15 protein-coding genes are annotated in these 15,252 nt (G+C 67.9%); 3 read left to right on the top strand and 12 right to left on the bottom strand.

What is annotated here, in order from left to right; all coding sequences use genetic code 11:
- Positions 1-7 precede the first annotated feature (7 nt).
- Positions 8-247, top strand: coding sequence for a DUF2093 domain-containing protein (locus tag WDN01_09050; GenBank protein ID MEJ0026160.1), 240 nt, complete (start codon positions 8-10; stop codon positions 245-247).
- The gene (locus WDN01_09045; protein MEJ0026159.1) at positions 244-1,080 is read left to right on the top strand and encodes a M23 family metallopeptidase; all 837 of its coding nucleotides are present in this window, start codon (positions 244-246) and stop codon (positions 1,078-1,080) included. Before WDN01_09050 ends, WDN01_09045 begins: the two co-directional genes overlap by 4 nt.
- Before the next feature lie 126 nt (positions 1,081-1,206).
- Here WDN01_09045 and WDN01_09040 read toward each other — a convergent pair whose 3' ends face one another.
- From WDN01_09040 to WDN01_08995, 10 genes are all read right to left on the bottom strand, one after another.
- Positions 1,207-2,175 carry a lysophospholipid acyltransferase family protein gene (locus tag WDN01_09040; protein MEJ0026158.1) on the bottom strand — a complete coding sequence of 323 codons (969 nt, stop codon included), beginning with the start codon at positions 2,173-2,175 and terminating at the stop codon, positions 1,207-1,209.
- Positions 2,175-3,164, bottom strand: coding sequence for a tetraacyldisaccharide 4'-kinase (gene lpxK, locus WDN01_09035; protein ID MEJ0026157.1), 990 nt, complete (start codon positions 3,162-3,164; stop codon positions 2,175-2,177). Before lpxK ends, WDN01_09040 begins: the two co-directional genes overlap by 1 nt.
- Entirely contained in the window at positions 3,151-4,422 is a 1,272-nt protein-coding gene (locus tag WDN01_09030) for a 3-deoxy-D-manno-octulosonic acid transferase (protein ID MEJ0026156.1), read from the bottom strand. Before WDN01_09030 ends, lpxK begins: the two co-directional genes overlap by 14 nt.
- A gap of 2 nt (positions 4,423-4,424) precedes the next feature.
- Entirely contained in the window at positions 4,425-6,218 is a 1,794-nt protein-coding gene (locus tag WDN01_09025) for an ABC transporter ATP-binding protein (protein ID MEJ0026155.1), read from the bottom strand.
- Between the two features lie 43 nt (positions 6,219-6,261).
- On the bottom strand, positions 6,262-7,080 hold the full coding sequence (locus WDN01_09020; GenBank protein MEJ0026154.1) for a methyltransferase domain-containing protein: 819 nt from the start codon (positions 7,078-7,080) through the stop codon (positions 6,262-6,264).
- A gap of 61 nt (positions 7,081-7,141) precedes the next feature.
- Positions 7,142-7,375 (bottom strand): DUF4170 domain-containing protein, encoded by a 234-nt coding sequence (locus tag WDN01_09015; GenBank protein ID MEJ0026153.1) that lies wholly within the window; start codon positions 7,373-7,375, stop codon positions 7,142-7,144.
- An 8-nt stretch (positions 7,376-7,383) separates the two neighbouring features.
- A complete protein-coding gene (locus tag WDN01_09010) occupies positions 7,384-8,193 on the bottom strand; it encodes a 3'(2'),5'-bisphosphate nucleotidase CysQ (protein MEJ0026152.1) in 810 nt (269 codons plus the stop codon).
- Complete coding sequence (locus tag WDN01_09005; GenBank protein ID MEJ0026151.1) at positions 8,180-9,520, bottom strand: metallopeptidase TldD-related protein; 1,341 nt, start codon at positions 9,518-9,520, stop codon at positions 8,180-8,182. The genes WDN01_09010 and WDN01_09005 overlap by 14 nt, the downstream gene beginning before the upstream one ends.
- A gap of 4 nt (positions 9,521-9,524) precedes the next feature.
- Positions 9,525-9,938 carry an MAPEG family protein gene (locus tag WDN01_09000; protein MEJ0026150.1) on the bottom strand — a complete coding sequence of 138 codons (414 nt, stop codon included), beginning with the start codon at positions 9,936-9,938 and terminating at the stop codon, positions 9,525-9,527.
- A 111-nt stretch (positions 9,939-10,049) separates the two neighbouring features.
- Entirely contained in the window at positions 10,050-11,579 is a 1,530-nt protein-coding gene (locus tag WDN01_08995; GenBank protein ID MEJ0026149.1) for a UbiD family decarboxylase, read from the bottom strand.
- A gap of 300 nt (positions 11,580-11,879) precedes the next feature.
- Between WDN01_08995 and WDN01_08990 the strand changes: the two genes are divergently transcribed.
- On the top strand, positions 11,880-13,541 hold the full coding sequence (locus WDN01_08990; protein ID MEJ0026148.1) for an amino acid permease: 1,662 nt from the start codon (positions 11,880-11,882) through the stop codon (positions 13,539-13,541).
- Between the two features lie 258 nt (positions 13,542-13,799).
- On the opposite strand, the gene WDN01_08985 is transcribed toward WDN01_08990, so the two are convergent.
- Together WDN01_08985 and WDN01_08980 are read right to left on the bottom strand one after the other, a co-directional pair.
- On the bottom strand, positions 13,800-14,921 hold the full coding sequence (locus WDN01_08985) for an FUSC family protein (protein ID MEJ0026147.1): 1,122 nt from the start codon (positions 14,919-14,921) through the stop codon (positions 13,800-13,802).
- Between the two features lie 63 nt (positions 14,922-14,984).
- Positions 14,985-15,215 carry a hypothetical protein gene (locus tag WDN01_08980; protein ID MEJ0026146.1) on the bottom strand — a complete coding sequence of 77 codons (231 nt, stop codon included), beginning with the start codon at positions 15,213-15,215 and terminating at the stop codon, positions 14,985-14,987.
- Positions 15,216-15,252: the final 37 nt, after the last annotated feature.

Below are 15,252 nucleotides of genomic sequence, written 5' to 3'. Positions count from 1 at the left end.
TGTCCCCATGAACAAGATGGACCGCGATCTCCGCCCCGAAGGCCAGGCCGTTCTCGAATATCTCGACGGCGAATTCCGCGTCGTGAAGGCCGGCTCCTTCGTGCCCTGCGCCGTCACCGGCGTGCACATCCCGGTCGAGGCGCTGCGCTATTGGAGCGTCGATCTCCAGGAGCCCTACGCCAATCCCGTCGTCGCCCTGAAGCGCATGCAGGAAGCCGGGAAGACTCCCCAAGGTACCGATAAGTGATCACCCGCCGTCTGGCGCTCGCGACCGGCCTTGCCGCGGCCTTCGCGCCGTCCCTCGTCCGCGCCGCGCCGCAGCGCCTGTCGCTGACCGGTTCGATGGAGCAGGGCGGTCTCGTCGTCGGCCGCTCGCTGCCCGGCTGCCGCGCCGCGCTGGACGGCCAGCCGCTTCACGTTTCGCCGGACGGCATCTTCGCCTTCGGGCTCGACTGGAACCGGACCGCCCCGGCGCATCTCTCGGCGCAATTCGACGACGGCGCGACCGAGGCGCGCGACGTCACGCCCCTCGTGCGCCAATACAACGTCCAGCACGTCAACGGCCTGCCGCAGAACACCGTCACGCCGCCGGCCGAGGTCGTCGAGCGCATCAAGGCCGAGCACGCCCGCCTCGCCGAGGCGCGCAAGACCGACAGCGAGCATGTCTGGTTCGCCGATCCGTTCGACTGGCCGGCGCCCGGCATCATGAGCGGCGTGTTCGGCAGCCAGCGGATCGACAACGGCACGCCGATGTCGCCGCATTTCGGCGTCGACATGGCCAATGTCGAGGGCACGCCGATCCGCAGTCCCACCGACGCGGTGGTTCTGCTCACCGACGATTTCTATCTCGAAGGCGGCTTCACGCTGCTCGACCATGGCCACGGCGTGTTCACCCACTACATGCATCAGAGCAAGCGCCTGGCGAATGTCGGCGACATGGTGAAGCGCGGCGACATCATCGGTCACATCGGCAAGACCGGCCGCGCCACGGGGCCGCATCTGCATTGGGGCATGAACTGGTTCCAGGTCAAGCTCGACCCGTCGCTCTCGACGCGCACGCCGGCGCCGCCGAAGGCGTGAGCCGCATATACAACGATGTCATCCGCCGCGAATGCGGCGGACCCAGGTGACGTCTTCACCGCAAGGTGTCACCTGGGTTCGCCGCATTCGCGGCGAATGACAAACGTAGTTGTTGCAACCCGCAACCTAGACCGGTTCGTCCCTCAGCACCTGGACCGACCGCTTCCCGCCGATCTGGTCCTGCGCCCGCGCGGTCGGCCAGCGGCGGTGGATCCACAGCCATTGCGACGGCCGGTAGCGGATCATCTCCTCCACCGCGTCGTTGATCAGGCAGGTCAGCGTGTGGACGTCGCGGTCCTGGTCGCCCGTCGGGGTGAACCGGATCGGCGGATGGATCGTCATGCGGAAGCGCGCGCCCGGCAGCCGCTCGTTCGAGGCCGGCAGCAGGATCGAGCCCAGCTTCAGCGCCAGCATCGCCGGCGCCGGCGTCGTCATCGCCTCGCGCCCGAAGAACGGCGCCGCGATGCCCTCATTGGTCTTCTGGTCGGTCAGAAGGAAGATCGCCTTGCCGCGCCGGAGCAGCGTGAAGATCTTGCGCGTGCCGGCCGGGCCCTTGGCGATCTGCGCGGCGGGGCCGTGTCTGATGCGCTGCGCCACCAGCCAGCGGTCGATGATCGGATTGTTCGGCGGCCGGTAGACCTCGCCGCCCTCGAAGCCGAGCTGGCGGGCGACGAACGGCATCATCTCCCAATTGGCGAAATGGCCGGAGAAGAACATCACGCCCTTGCCGCTCGCCATCGCCTCGGCGCCCGCCTCGCGGTTGACGACCTCGAGCCTCGGGTTCGGCCCGTGCATGGAAAACTTGTCGAGATGCGCATACTCGGCGACCGTGCGCCCCAGATTGTCGCACATCTCCAGCACGATCGTTTCAATCTCGGCGTCGCTCTTCTCCGGAAACGCCGCGCGCAAATTCTCGCGCGCCCGGTTCATGATGCCGCGCACACGGTAGAAGACGTTGCGGCCGATGAATCCGCCCAGCGCGGATGCGGCGCGAAGGCCGAGCATCCGGCAGAATCCGATATACGCAAAGAACGCCGCCGCTTCCGCGCCGTAGCGCAGCCTCATCGCGAGCGGCAGGGTTGGCCTGTCGGTCATCAGGCCTTGGGCGGTAGCGCACGCCCGGCGAGCCTGTCAAGCAAGGCGCCCAGCGCGGCGGGGTCGTCGAACTGCGAATGTACCGGAACCGCGACGATTCCCTCGCGCTCCGGCGGCGTCAGCCGCACATAGTCCTTTTCGGTTGTAACCAGCAAAGCGTTCTCGGCGCGGGCCCGGGCCCGCATCCGCGCGATCTCCGATTGCGTGTAGACATGGTGGTCGCCATAAGGCCGCTGCTCCACGATCTCGACGCCCAGCGCCTCCAGAGCGGCGAAGAATTTCGCCGGCCGGCCGATGCCGGCGAACGCCACGACGCGCGTTCCCGCCCCCACAACGCTCCTGTCCTGCACCAGCATCGCGCGGACCACGGGCCCCGCGAAATCGCCGAGCGGCGGCGGCTGGCCGGCGCCGCTCACGATCACCGCGTCGGCGCGCGCCAGGCCCTGCGCCACCGGTTCGCGCAAGGGGCCGGCCGGCAGAACGCGATTGTTCCCGAACCCGGCCTCCGCATCGACGACGATCAGCGACAGGTCCTTCGCCAGCGAAAAATTCTGGTGGCCGTCGTCCATGATGATGACGTCGAAGCCGTGGTCCTCCGCCAGCTTCGCCCCGGCGGCGCGATCCGCCGAGACGATCACCGGCGCGACCGAGGCCAGCAGCAGCGGCTCGTCGCCGACATGGGTGGCGCGGTCGTCGGCGGCCACGAAGGCCGGCCCCTTCACCTTGCCGCCATAACCGCGCGTCAGGAACACCGGATGGGCGCCCCGCGCGATGAGTTCGCGCGCGATGGCGAGCGCGATCGGCGTCTTGCCCGTGCCGCCCGCGGTGAGATTGCCGACGCACACCACCCGCGCCGCGGACTGGTAGGGCGTGGCATGACGGGCGCGATAGCGCACGCTGAAGCCATAGAGCCAGCCCAGCGGCGTCAGCAGCCGCACCGCGAGCTGCGAGACCAAATCCTTGCGGGTCCAGAAATCAGGCGGTCGCATGGCCGCCCAGCAGAGAATCGACGACGGCGATGGTCTTGGCCACGGCGCCGCCGAGCGAGGCCGCGCCGCGCGCCGCCGCGTCGCCCAGCGCCTTCGCCTCTTCCGGACGATCCAGCAGCCGTCCCGCCAGCGCCGCGATCTCGGCGCTGGTGCGCACCAGGCCCAGTCCCTGGCTCGCGAAGATCGCGGCATAGGCGGAGGCCGAATTGTCCGTATGGGGTCCCGCCATCACGGCGCAATGCAGCCGCGCGGGCTCGAGCGGATTGTGCCCGCCGGCCGGTATCAGGGTCCCGCCGACGAAGCAGAACGGCGTCAGCCGGTAGAACAGCCCGAGCTCGCCCAGCGTGTCGGCGATATAGACTTCGGTGTCGGCTTCGATCGGCTCGCCCAGCGCCCGCCGCGCCGATTTGCGCGTATCGCACAGCATCGCGATGTCGGCGCCGCGCGGGGGATGGCGCGGCACGATGACGGTCAGAAGATCGGCATGGGTGCGCCGGAGCGCGTCATGCGCCGGCAGGATCGTCTCGTCCTCGCCCGGATGGGTCTGCGCCGCCAGCAGGATGGGCCGCGTCCCGATCGCGGTCGTCAGGTCTTCCAGCTTCGCCGCGTCGAAGGGCAGGGGCGGCGCGTCCTCCTTCAGGCTTCCCGCCACGCGCACGTCCGGCGCGCCGAGCTTGCGGAAGCGCTCGGCGATCTCCTCGTCCTGCGCCAGGCAGACGTCGAACGCCGACAGGATCGCGGCCACGGTCTTCCTGGCCCAGCGCCAGCCCTCGAAGGAGCGCCGCGACATCCGCGCATTGACCAGCGCCAGCTTCACGCCGCGCGCATGGGCGCCCAGGATCAGGTTCGGCCACAGGTCGGAATCGACGAACAGTCCCGCGTCCGGCCGCCAGTGGTCGAGGAAGCGCCGCGTCGCGCCCGGCGTGTCGATCGGCACGAATTGATGGATCGCGCCCGGCGGCAGACGCGCCTGCATCAGCTCGGCGGAGGTGACGGTGCCGCTGGTCATCACCACGGCGACGCCCTTGGCCGCCAGCGCCTCGATCAGCGGCAGGGCCGCCAGGCACTCGCCGTTGCTCGCGCCGTGCACCCAGACGAGCTTTCCCGCCGGCCGCGCCGCGTCGGTCCGGCCCAGCCGCTCCGCCGCGCGGTCGCGATGCTCCTTGCCGCGCCGCCCGCGCCGGCGCAGCAGCATCGGCGCCGCCGGCGCCAACAGAAGCGTCGCTGCCCGGTAGAGGACGATCCCGATCGGCGCCATGGTCACGCCGCGTCTTCGACGAAATCGTGCTGGTAGAGCCGCGCATAGAGCCCGCCCTGCGCGATCAGCTCGCCATGCCGGCCGGCCTCCACCACGCGGCCCTTGTCCAGCACATAGATGCAGTCGGCGTCGAGCACCGTGGAAAGCCGGTGCGCGATGACGATGGTGGTGCGGTCCTTCATCAGGCGGGTGAGCGCCTCCTGCACCTGCCGCTCGCTCTCGGTGTCGAGCGCGCTCGTCGCCTCGTCGAGCAGGAGGATCGGCGCGTCGCGCAGCATGGCGCGCGCGATGGCGATGCGCTGGCGCTGCCCGCCGGAAAGCTTGAGGCCGCCTTCGCCGACCCGCGTGTCGTAGCCCTCCGGCAACGCCGTGATGAATTCGTGCGCCGCCGCGTCGCGCGCCGCGCGTTCGATATCGGCCCGCGACGCGCCCAGCCGCCCGAGGCTGATATTCTCCGCCACCGTCTCGTCGAACAGGATGGATTCCTGCGTCACCAGCGCGATGGCGCCGCGCAGCGAGGCCAGGGTCACGTCGCCGATGTCCTGCCCGTCGATCGCGATGCGCCCGGATTCGATGTCGTAGAAGCGCAGCAGCAGGTTGAACACCGTGCTCTTGCCCGCGCCGGACGGCCCGACCAGCGCGACCTTCTCGCCCGGCGCCACCGCGAAGGACACGCCGCGGATCGACGGCGTGCGCGAGTCGTAGGAGAAATGCACGTCCTCGAAGGCGATCGCCCCGCCATGCGGCGCCGGCTCGATCGACAGGGTCTTCGCGTCGGCGCGGTCGGTGATCTTGGGCTTCTTGTCTATCACCGCGAAGATCCGGTCCGCCGCCGAGATCCCCGACGAGGCCGTCGCCCACAATTGCGTCAGGTTGCGCACCGGCTGCAGCGCCAAGAGCAGCGCGGTCAGGAAGGACGCGAAATGGTTGATGCCGAGCTGGCCGTGGATCGCCTGGTAGCCGGCATAGCCGATGGTCGCCGCGATCACCGCGCCGCCGAAGAGATCGGTCGACGGCACCGCGGCGGCGCGGGTGCGCACCACGCGCAGCAGGAAGCGCAGGCGCTGCGCCAGCCGCTCATTCGCCTTGCCGGAGATATGGCCCTCCAGCCCATAGGCCTTGATGATGCGCCGCCCGTCCAGCGCCTCGGACAGCGCGATGGACAGCTCCGCCGTCTTCTCCATGCCGCGCGAGGCGGAGCGGCGCAGCGACGCGCCGATGATCTGCGTCACCCAGGCGACGAAGGGCATCACCACCACCGCGATCGCCGCCAGCCGCCAGTCCTGGTAGATCATCACCGCCGCGAGCGCGATCAGCGAGATGAATTCGAGCCCGATCCCCGCGACGCCGCGCACGATCGCGTCGCGCATCAGCGTCGCGTCATAGATGAAGTTCGACACGAACTGCGCCGAATGCACGGTGGCGAGCGAGCCGATGTCCTGGTGCACGATGCTCCACAGCATGTCGCGCTGGGTGGCGGCGACGGCGCGCTCGCCGACGCTGTCCATCATCGATTGCTGCACATATTGGGTGACCGCGCGCAGCGTCACCACCCCCATGATCGAGAGCGGCAGCAGCACCAGAAGGTCGCTGCGCTTGTCGATGAACAGGTACTTGATCGCCGGATCGGTCAGATAGGCGAGGCCCGCCGTCGCCGCCGCCGTCGCGATCATGCAGAGCACGGCGAGGATCAGCGTCCGCCATTGGCGCCGCATGTAATCGCGCGCCAGCCGCGTCATGATCGTGATGCTGTCCGTCGCCGGTGCCGGCGCACTGGACATTGTGGGAACTGTCATGGGGCAAGCTCTAGCATGGCTGCCGCGACCCGGGCGAGGCGGCTCAGGCCGGCGTCAAAATGGCATACATGTAGTCATTGAGCGGAATGCGGCCATAGAGCCGGAATTTGGCGGCGAAACCGCAATCCTTCGCAAGGCGCGCCATGGTTGCGGGCGTGAAATACTGCGTGTGGTCGGGGTGCCAGAAGCCGGTCCATTTGTCGCCCAGGATGCTGCGGTTCCAGCAATCGTAGTTCGGCACCTTGACCACGACGACGGCGTCTTTCTTCAGCACGCGGCGCAGGGCCGACAGCGCTTCCTTCGGCTGCGATTCGTGTTCGAGATAGCCCCACATCGCCGCACCGGTGAAATAGTCGGCCGGCAGCTGCGCCAGCCCGCTGACACCGTCCGCATTCAGGACTTGGCCGCCGCGCGGCTCGAAGATCGCGCGCGCCTCAGCCGCCGCGCTCTTCTCGATCTCGATGCCGTAGGGGATATAGCCGTCCGGCAGCTTGGCGAATTCGTCGCCCGTGCCGCAACCGACGTCGAGCACGGGACCGGGCTTGGCCCAGCTCCGCATGCCGCTGGCCGGCGTCGGGTCGCCGAACATGCCCAGCCGCCACATCGTCCATTTGTCGAGCCGCGCCAGGATGGGCTGTTCCTTCAGCCGGCGCTCCCATTGCTTGTCGTATTGCTGGGTGAAGCCCAGCTCCTCCTCCAGCCGCACATAGGCCGGGGCGTATTCGAGATAGACGAGCTCGCAACTGGGGCATTGCTTCAGCGGCCAGTCGGGATGCGAATAGCGGACGGGCGCGCCGCCGGGCGGCGGCGTCCCGCACAGCGGGCAGTTCCTGTGGATGCGCTCCGCGCTCGTATTCTGCATGCGTCTCTCTGACCGGGATGGCGGTGTCTACCATCCTGAACCGGGAGCGACAAATCCGGCGTTAAGGCGCGTCCGGTTCCATCAGGCGGTGGATGTGCACGACGAAATATCGCATCTGGGCGTTGTCCACCGTGGCCTGCGCCTTGCCGCGCCAGGCTTTGTAGGCCTCGGCATAGTTCGGATACATGCCGACGAGGTCGAGCTTGGAGAGGTCCTTGAACTCCATGCTGTGCGGCGCGGTCAGCTCGCCGCCGAACACCAGGTGCAGCAATTGCGTCGGCGCATGATCGGTCACTCGTCCTCCTATCCGCGCGGCAGCTCCAGATGCGCCACCCGCGCCAGCAGCTCCGCATGCAGTTTCCGCCCCGCCACCACCAGCGAGGGGTGAATCGTGCTCTGGCGATTATAGTCCAGCTTTGCGCCGGTGTGTGTGGTCACGACGCCGCCGGCCTCGGTAACCACGATCTGCGCCGCCGCCAGGTCCCAGTCGCGCTTGCTGGACAGCGCCAGGGCGGCGTCGAACTGGCCGGCGGCGACCAGCACCATGCGATAGGCGATGGAATTGCGGGTCTCGACATGCATCGGCGGCCAGGGCCGGTTGGGCGGCTTGTCCCAAGCCGGATGGGCGAGCATCGCCTTGTCGGTCAGCATGCGGCAGCCCTCGAGCTCGGCGCGGTCGCTGACATGGATCGCCGCGCCGTTCAGGAAGGCGCCGGCGCCCTTGCGCGCCGTGAAACATTCCTCGGAGATCGGATTGTAGACCGCGCCGGCGACCGGGGCGCCGTCCGTCACGATCCCGGCGCAGATCGTGAAATAGGGCCGCCCCTTCATGAAGGCGATGGTGCCGTCGATCGGGTCGACCACGAATTGCGACCGCGTGGCCAGCCGCGCCTTATCGTCCTCGGTCTCCTCCGACAGCCAGCCGAAATCGGGCCGTGCGGCGCGCAGCGTCCGTTTGAGGAAGGTATCGATCTCGATATCGGCCTCGGTGACGGGATTGCCCTTGCTCTTGTCCCAGCGCTTGAACGCGCCGCCGAAGAACCGCCGCGCGATCGTGCCGGCGTCGCGCACGCTCGCCTCCAGGAGATTCAGAAGGTCGTCAGGCTCCCGCAAGTGTCATGCCTTCGATGCGCACCGTGGGCGCGTTGGTGCCGTGCTTGAACGCCAGGTCGTTGGCCGGCGTCAGTTCGCGGAACATGTCCTTCAGGTTCCCGGCGATGGTGATCTCCGAGACCGGAAACGCGAGTCGGCCGTTCTCGATCCAGAAACCCGCCGCGCCGCGACTGTAGTCGCCGGTGACGCCGTTCACGCCCATGCCGATCAGCTCGGTGACGTAGAAGCCCTCTTTGATGTCGCTCATCAGCGCCTCGGGCGTCAGCGTGCCGGCCTCCATGTAGAGATTGGTCGGCGACGGCGCGGGCGGCCCACCCGTGCCGCGCGCCGCGTGCCCGGTCGTCTGGAGGCCGAGCTGCCGCGCGCTCGCGCTCTCCAGCAGCCAGGTTTTCAGGATGCCGTTCTCGACCAGCGCCCAGCGCCGGTTCGCCACGCCCTCGCCGTCGAACGGCTTGGAGCGCAGCCCGCGCAAGCGGTGCGGATCGTCGATGATGCTGATCGACGGCGCGAAGACCTGTTTGTCCATCATCTCCTTGAGGAAGCTCACGCCGCGCGCGATCGAGCTGCCGGAGATCGCGCCCACGAAATGGCCGACCAGGCCGCCGGACACGCGGGGATCGTAAACGATCGGCACCGCCTGCGACTTCACCTTGCGGGGCGCCAGGCGCTTGACGGCTCGCTCGCCGGCGCTGCGGCCGATCTCTTCCGCCGCCGTCAGGTCGGCGGCATGGCGCGCGCTCGCCTGGTCGTAGTCGCGCTCCATATTGGTGCCTTCGCCGGCCACGACCGAGACCCCGACGCCGGACGAGGTGCCGGCATAGCTTCCGAAGAACCCGTCGCTGGTGGCGAGCGCGATGCCGGTGCGGCTGAAGCTGGCGCCGCCGCCTTCGGAGTTGGTGACGCCCGTCACCGCCATCGCGGCGCCTTCGGCCGAGCGCGCCCATTCCACCAGCGTGTCGGCCGGCGGCTCCGTCTTGTCCTCGAGGTCGAGATCGGGGAATTCCTTGGCCAGCCGATCCTTGGGCGCCAGGCCTGCATATTTGTCCTCCGGCGCGAGCCTGGCCATCGCAACGGCGCGGCCGGGAAGCTGCGCCAGCGAATCCTTCGAGAAGTCGGTCGACGACACGAACGCGACCTTCTGGCCGACGAAGACGCGCAGGCCCATGTCCTGGCTTTCGGCGCGCTCCACGTCCTCCAGCTTGCCCAGCCGGTAGGACACGCTCGCCGCGACATTCTCCACGATCATCGCGTCGGCGGCGTCGGCGCCGGCGGCCCTCGCGCCGCGGATCAGGTCGCTCAGAATGTCCTTCGGATCGATCTTCGCCATGGCGTCAGCTCCCGGCCAGCGCGAGCCACAGCGTGACGGCGATGGCGATGATGGTGGATATCCAGGTCAGGATCATGCCGGCGAGGCGCGGCGTCGAGGCGCCGATATTCCGCGACAGGCCGTAGCCGTGCAGCAGCCGCCCCAGCGTCAGCGTGCTCCCGACCGCATGGATCACGAAGATGTTCGCCTGAAGCCCCAGCAGCAGGATCAGCAGGATGATCGCCATCGGCACGGTCTCGGTGTTGTTGGCGTGTGCCCGAAGCGGCCCCAGGAGCGCCGGATCGTCGCTGTCGCCGATCTCGGTGCGGGTCTTCATCCGCGCCCGCGTCACCAGCATGCCCAGCACCAGCATGATGAGCGCGTTGATCGCGGCGTAGAACGCGACCATCGCGACGGGCGAGGAAAAGGGATCGTCCATGGGGGGCGGGATGTCCTGGGTGTCGGCGCCATAAGTAGAGCCTTCGGAGACGCGGTCAAGCGGAGGACGCGGGAACCGCTGGAAGTCCGATTTTCGAGGTTCGGTTTCGGCTTACGCCTTCCAGATGGGCTTGCCGTCGCCCGGCAGCCCCAGGGATTTCCATTTCTTCGACACGGTTTCGATCACGTCCGCATCCATCGCGATCTTGCGCCCCCATTCCCGCGCGGTTTCCGGCGGCAGCTTGTTGGTCGCGTCGAGCCCGATCTTGGAGCCCAGCCCGCTCTGCGGCGACGCGAAGTCGAGATAGTCGATCGGCGTATGCTCGACCAGCGTGATGTCGCGCGCCGGATCCATGCGGGTCGAGAGCGCCCACATCACGTCCTTCCAGTCGCGCGCGTCGATGTCGTCGTCCACCACGATCACCCATTTGGTGTACATGAACTGGCGCAGATAGGACCACACCGCCATCATCACGCGCTTGGCGTGTCCCGGATAAGCCTTTTTCATCGCCACCACGGCGATGCGATAGGAGCATCCTTCGGGCGGCAGCCAGAAATCGACGATCTCGGGGAATTGCTGTTTCAGCAGCGGCACGAAGACCTCGTTCAGCGCCTCGCCCAGCACGCTCGGCTCGTCCGGCGGCCGGCCCGTATAGGTCGAGAGATAAATCGGCTGCCGCCGCATCGTGATCGCGGTGACGGTGAAGACCGGGAACTGCTCCACCGAATTGTAATAGCCGGTGTGATCGCCATAAGGCCCTTCGTCGCGATAGTCGGTCAGCGACACCTCGCCTTCGAGCACGATCTCCGCCTCCGCCGGCACTTTCAGCGGCTGCGATACGCAGTCCACGAGATCGACGCGGCTGCCGCGCAGCAGCCCCGCGAACTGATATTCCGACAGCGTCTCCGGGATCGGCGTCACCGCCGCCAGGATCGTCCCCGGATCGGCGCCCAGCACCACGGCCGCGGGCAGGGGCTTGGCCTTCTCCTTCGCCCAGCGCTGATGATGCTGCGCCCCGCCGCGATGCTTCAGCCAGCGCATGATCGTCTGGGTCTTGTTCAGAACCTGCATGCGATAGATGCCGAGATTGTAATTGTCCTCGCGCGCCTCGCCCGGTCCCTTGGTCACCACCAGCGGCCAGGTGATCAGTGGCGCCGGCTCGCCCGGCCAGCAGGTCTGCACCGGCAGCCGCCCGAGATCGATCTCATCGCCGCGCAGCACCACCTCCTGCACCGGCGCGCGCGACACGCTCTTGGGCTTCATCGCCAGAATGGTCCTGGCCAGAGGCAACAGCTCGAATGCTTCGCCGAACGACCGCGGCGGCTGCGGCTGGCGCAGCGTGGCGAGCACCTCGCCGACCTCGCGCAGCGCCAGCGCATCGCGCCGCTCCTTGGCCCCCATCGTCACGCCCATCGCGACGCGCTTCACCGTGCCGAACAGGTTGACCAGCACCGGCATGTCCGAAGGCGTGCCGTCCGCCTTCACCGGCTTTTCGAAGATCACCGCCGGCCCGCCTTGGGCGATCAGCCGCGTCTGGATCTCGGTCATCTCGAGCACGGTCGAGACCGTCTCGCGCACCCGCACCAATTCGCCCTCGGCTTCGAGCTTGGCGATGAAGTCGCGCAAGGAACGATAGGTCATGGCCGCTTCCCGCTCGTGCGATCTTCAGCGTGCGGACGGAGGGCTGTCATGCCCGCGAAGGCGGGCATCCAGCGACGGGGCGTTCTGCCAAGGCTGGATTCCCGCTTTCGCGGGAATGACAATCGAAACGTGAATCCCATCGGACGAAGATCTCGCGCGCACGCGCCACCTTTTGCACCGCAAATGCCCGTTCCGCCATCATTTTCGCCATCTGCGCCGCTTGCCGCGCGGAAGGAGCCCCACTAGGCTCGAATGCGAATCCGGTGCTTGAGGGGGACCAGCGCAATGGCGGGCATTTTCATGCGAAAGCCTGTTTCGCATGTCGTGAGCGAGTTTTCCTCCGGCGAGCTCCGCCGCACCCTCGGCCCCTTCAACCTCGTCACCCTCGGCATCGGCTGCATCATCGGCGCCGGCATCTTCGTGCTCACCGGCCACGCCGCGGCCACCATGGCGGGCCCGAGCGTCATCTACGCCTTCGTGATCTCCGGCCTCGCCTGCGCCTTCGCCGGCCTCTGCTATGCCGAGCTGGCCTCGACCATGCCGGTCTCCGGCTCCGCCTACACCTATTCCTACGTCACGCTGGGCGAGGTTTTCGCCTGGACCATGGGCTGGCTCCTGCTGCTGGAATACGGCATCTCGGCCTCGACCGTCGCCGCCGGCTGGACGGGATACGTCGTAAGCCTGGCCAAGGATTTCGGCATCCATATCGGCGATGCCGTCTCGCATTCGACCATGCAGTACATCGTGCCCAACGCGAACAACCCGGCGGCGCATGGCGCGCTGCAGGTCACCGGCGCGGTCAACATCGTCGGCGCCATCGGCATCCTGGCCGTGACCGCGCTGCTCGTCATCGGCATCCGCGAATCCGCGCGCATCAACAATGTCATCGTGGTGATCAAGGTGACGGTGCTGCTCGCCTTCATCCTGATCGGCATCCAGTATTTCGATCCCGCCAACTGGCATCCCTTCATCCCGAAGAACGAGGGCAGCTTCCACTACGGCTGGGCCGGCATCCTGCGCGCCGCGTCCTATGTCTTCTTCGCCTATGTCGGCTTCGAGGCGGTCTCGACCGCGGCCGGCGAGGCGAAGAACCCGCAGCGCGACCTGCCCGTGGGCATCCTGGGCTCGCTGGTGATCTGCACCATCATCTACATGGCGGTCGCCGCCGTGCTGACCGGCGTGGTGCCGTTTCGCACCCTCAATGTCCCCGATCCCATCGCGGTGGCGGTGGACAAGATGAACCCGTCCTGGGCGATCGTTTCCTGGCCGCTGACGGAGAACCACCAGCTCAACCTCTTCTCCTTCATCATCAAGGTCGGCGCCTTCACCGGCCTCAGCTCGGTGATGCTGGTGCTGTGCTACGCGCAGACCCGCGTCTTCTACCAGATGGCGAAGGACGGCCTCCTGATGCGGCTGTTCGGCCACGTCAATCCCCGCTTCAAGACGCCGGCGGCCGGCACCGTCCTGCTCGGCGGCGTGATCGCGGTGGCGGCCGCCGTGCTGCCGCTGGACGTGATGGGCAATCTGGTCAGCCTCGGCACCGCGCTCGCCTTCGCCATCGTCTGCGCCACGGTGATCTATCTGCGCCGGGCCGAGCCCGACATCCCGCGCCCCTTCAAGGTGCCGTTCTATCCCTGGACGCCGATCCTGGGCGTTTTCTTCTGCATCGTGTTCATGATGGGCCCGATCCTGCTCGACATCACCGGCGCGGCGATGGGCAAGGACCTGATCGGCGGGTTGTTCGGCCTGCTGAGCCCCTTGCCGCCGGGAGCGCCGCAGCCGAGCTACGATGCGCCGCACGATCCGATCGCGCTCTATATCCTGGTCGGCTACGCCGTCATCGGGGCGCTGCTCTACATTTTCTACGGCTATCGGCATTCCTTGTTGCGCCACGGCGGCGGCGCCACCGGCCATGAGCCGCCGCCCCTCGAACCCCCGCTGGATTCGCGGGTGGTGAAGTAGCAACCCCTGTCATCCCCGGCGAGCCGCGCGCAGCAACAAAACGTTGTCATGGCCCGCGAATGCGGGCCACCCAGTTGGGTTCTGTGCGGTGTTGCGAGTGTCGGGCGGTTGCCTCGCACGATTTGTGCGACTTGATCCGGGATCACCTGGGTCCGCCGCATTCGCGGCGGATGACATTTTTTTGATTTCGCGCGAAGCGTGGTGAAATTCACGCGGAGAAGCGATACGCCTCCGCGGCTCCGCGTGCACGAAATCTCTCTATCCTTCCGCGACGACCGCCGCCGCCGCTTCCGCGCCGCGTGCTTTCGGCGGCCCGCCGATCGCGCCCGCCGTCGCCGCCAGGTCGTTCAGATCGTCCCGCAGCGTCTGCATCAGGAAGGGCAACGCCTCCAGATGCGCCGCCGGATCGATCGCCGCGCGCTCGATCCGCGCCGCCGCCGCATCGACGCTGGCCGCCAGTTCGGCGCCCGAACCCGCCGGCGTGCCCTCGGCCAGCAGATGATGAATCGCCCCCAGCCGCGCCCGCGCATCGCGCAGGAACGGCCTGAGCGCGTCCATAACGCCATCCGGCAAGGGCGCGCCGCTGAGCGCGCGGGCGATGAATACGATGGTCCCATGGGTGCGTGACAGCGCCCCGGTGAACTGGTTGGGCTGCGTCTCGGCCAGGTCGCGCCCAGAATCTTGACCACCGCGCTTCGCCTTGATCTGCCGCGCCGCGATGACCAGCTCGCGCATGTCGCGCCGCGTCCGGGCGTTCAGCCGCTTGAACTTGTCCAAAGCCTCCGCATCCTCCGGCCGCATGCCGAGCGCCAGCAGATTGGCCAGCGGCATCATCAGCGCCGCCGCATTCCGGCGCAGGTTCTTCATCGCGTTCGACGGCAGCACGACATAGGATACGAACAGCGCCACCAGCGTCCCCATGCCGACATCCAGCACGCGCAAGCCCGCGACACCGAGCCCGAAGACGCCCGTCTTGCCGCTTGCGGTCGCCGACAGCACGATCATCGCCGCCATCGGCGCGGCGCGGAACGCCGGATTGTCCGCCGACAGGAACGCCATCGGCGCCATGGCGATGAACAGCAGCGCCCATTGCGGCAAGCCGAAGCCGTGCAGGAACGACGCGCCAAGCCCGACGGCGGCGCCGGCCAGGGTGCCGATCAGCCGATCCGTCGCCGACCCGCCCGCGCCCCGGGCGCCGCCGCGCGCGACGATGACGGCGGACATCACTGGCCAATAGGTCTCCGGCACGTGCTGCAGCGTGGCGATGAGATAGGCGAGCACCGCCGATATCCCGACCCGACCTCCGATGAGCAGGCCGTCCTGGTGCTGCTGGAACAGCGCGCGCGCCCAATGGGCGACGGCGAGGAAGCGGGTTTTCATGCCGCAGTATCGCGCGCCGTTCCCGTTTCGTCCATACGCGATGGCAAGGCATTTCGTTCGACGTCAGAGACAAACCTGGCGCCAGCCGCGCTTGCCTTCCACCCAGCCGCAGGTCTCGCGGATCCAGGCGTCGGGATCCGTCCGCAGGACGTGCACGACCCAGGCGTCGACGCCGATCATGAACAAGAGAAATATTCCGGCGGCGATGCGACCGCGCGGGCTGACGCGATGGCGGGCCAATACGATGACCAGCGCGGCCAAAGTGAAGGCGCTGCAAAGCGAGACGACGAACATCGGTGCCTCTCCTCTCCTCCCCCGCTGTTGCGGGGGA

The organism is Rhizomicrobium sp., from assembly GCA_037200985.1.
GTDB lineage: Bacteria > Pseudomonadota > Alphaproteobacteria > Micropepsales > Micropepsaceae > Rhizomicrobium.
This window is presented reverse-complemented; position numbering and strand designations above follow the sequence as displayed.

Excerpts from the sequence above, each read along its gene's own strand:
- WDN01_09050 (MEJ0026160.1), top strand. The coding sequence starts at position 8 with ATGAACAAGATGGACCGCGATCTCCGCCCCGAAGGCCAGGCCGTTCTC.
- WDN01_09040 (MEJ0026158.1), bottom strand. The coding sequence starts at position 2,175 with ATGACCGACAGGCCAACCCTGCCGCTCGCGATGAGGCTGCGCTACGGC.
- lpxK (MEJ0026157.1), bottom strand. The coding sequence starts at position 3,164 with ATGCGACCGCCTGATTTCTGGACCCGCAAGGATTTGGTCTCGCAGCTC.
- WDN01_09030 (MEJ0026156.1), bottom strand. The coding sequence starts at position 4,422 with ATGGCGCCGATCGGGATCGTCCTCTACCGGGCAGCGACGCTTCTGTTG.
- WDN01_09025 (MEJ0026155.1), bottom strand. The coding sequence starts at position 6,218 with ATGACAGTTCCCACAATGTCCAGTGCGCCGGCACCGGCGACGGACAGC.
- WDN01_09020 (MEJ0026154.1), bottom strand. The coding sequence starts at position 7,080 with ATGCAGAATACGAGCGCGGAGCGCATCCACAGGAACTGCCCGCTGTGC.
- WDN01_09005 (MEJ0026151.1), bottom strand. The coding sequence starts at position 9,520 with ATGGCGAAGATCGATCCGAAGGACATTCTGAGCGACCTGATCCGCGGC.
- WDN01_09000 (MEJ0026150.1), bottom strand. The coding sequence starts at position 9,938 with ATGGACGATCCCTTTTCCTCGCCCGTCGCGATGGTCGCGTTCTACGCC.
- WDN01_08995 (MEJ0026149.1), bottom strand. The coding sequence starts at position 11,579 with ATGACCTATCGTTCCTTGCGCGACTTCATCGCCAAGCTCGAAGCCGAG.
- WDN01_08990 (MEJ0026148.1), top strand. The coding sequence starts at position 11,880 with ATGCGAAAGCCTGTTTCGCATGTCGTGAGCGAGTTTTCCTCCGGCGAG.
- WDN01_08985 (MEJ0026147.1), bottom strand. The coding sequence starts at position 14,921 with ATGAAAACCCGCTTCCTCGCCGTCGCCCATTGGGCGCGCGCGCTGTTC.
- WDN01_08980 (MEJ0026146.1), bottom strand. The coding sequence starts at position 15,215 with ATGTTCGTCGTCTCGCTTTGCAGCGCCTTCACTTTGGCCGCGCTGGTC.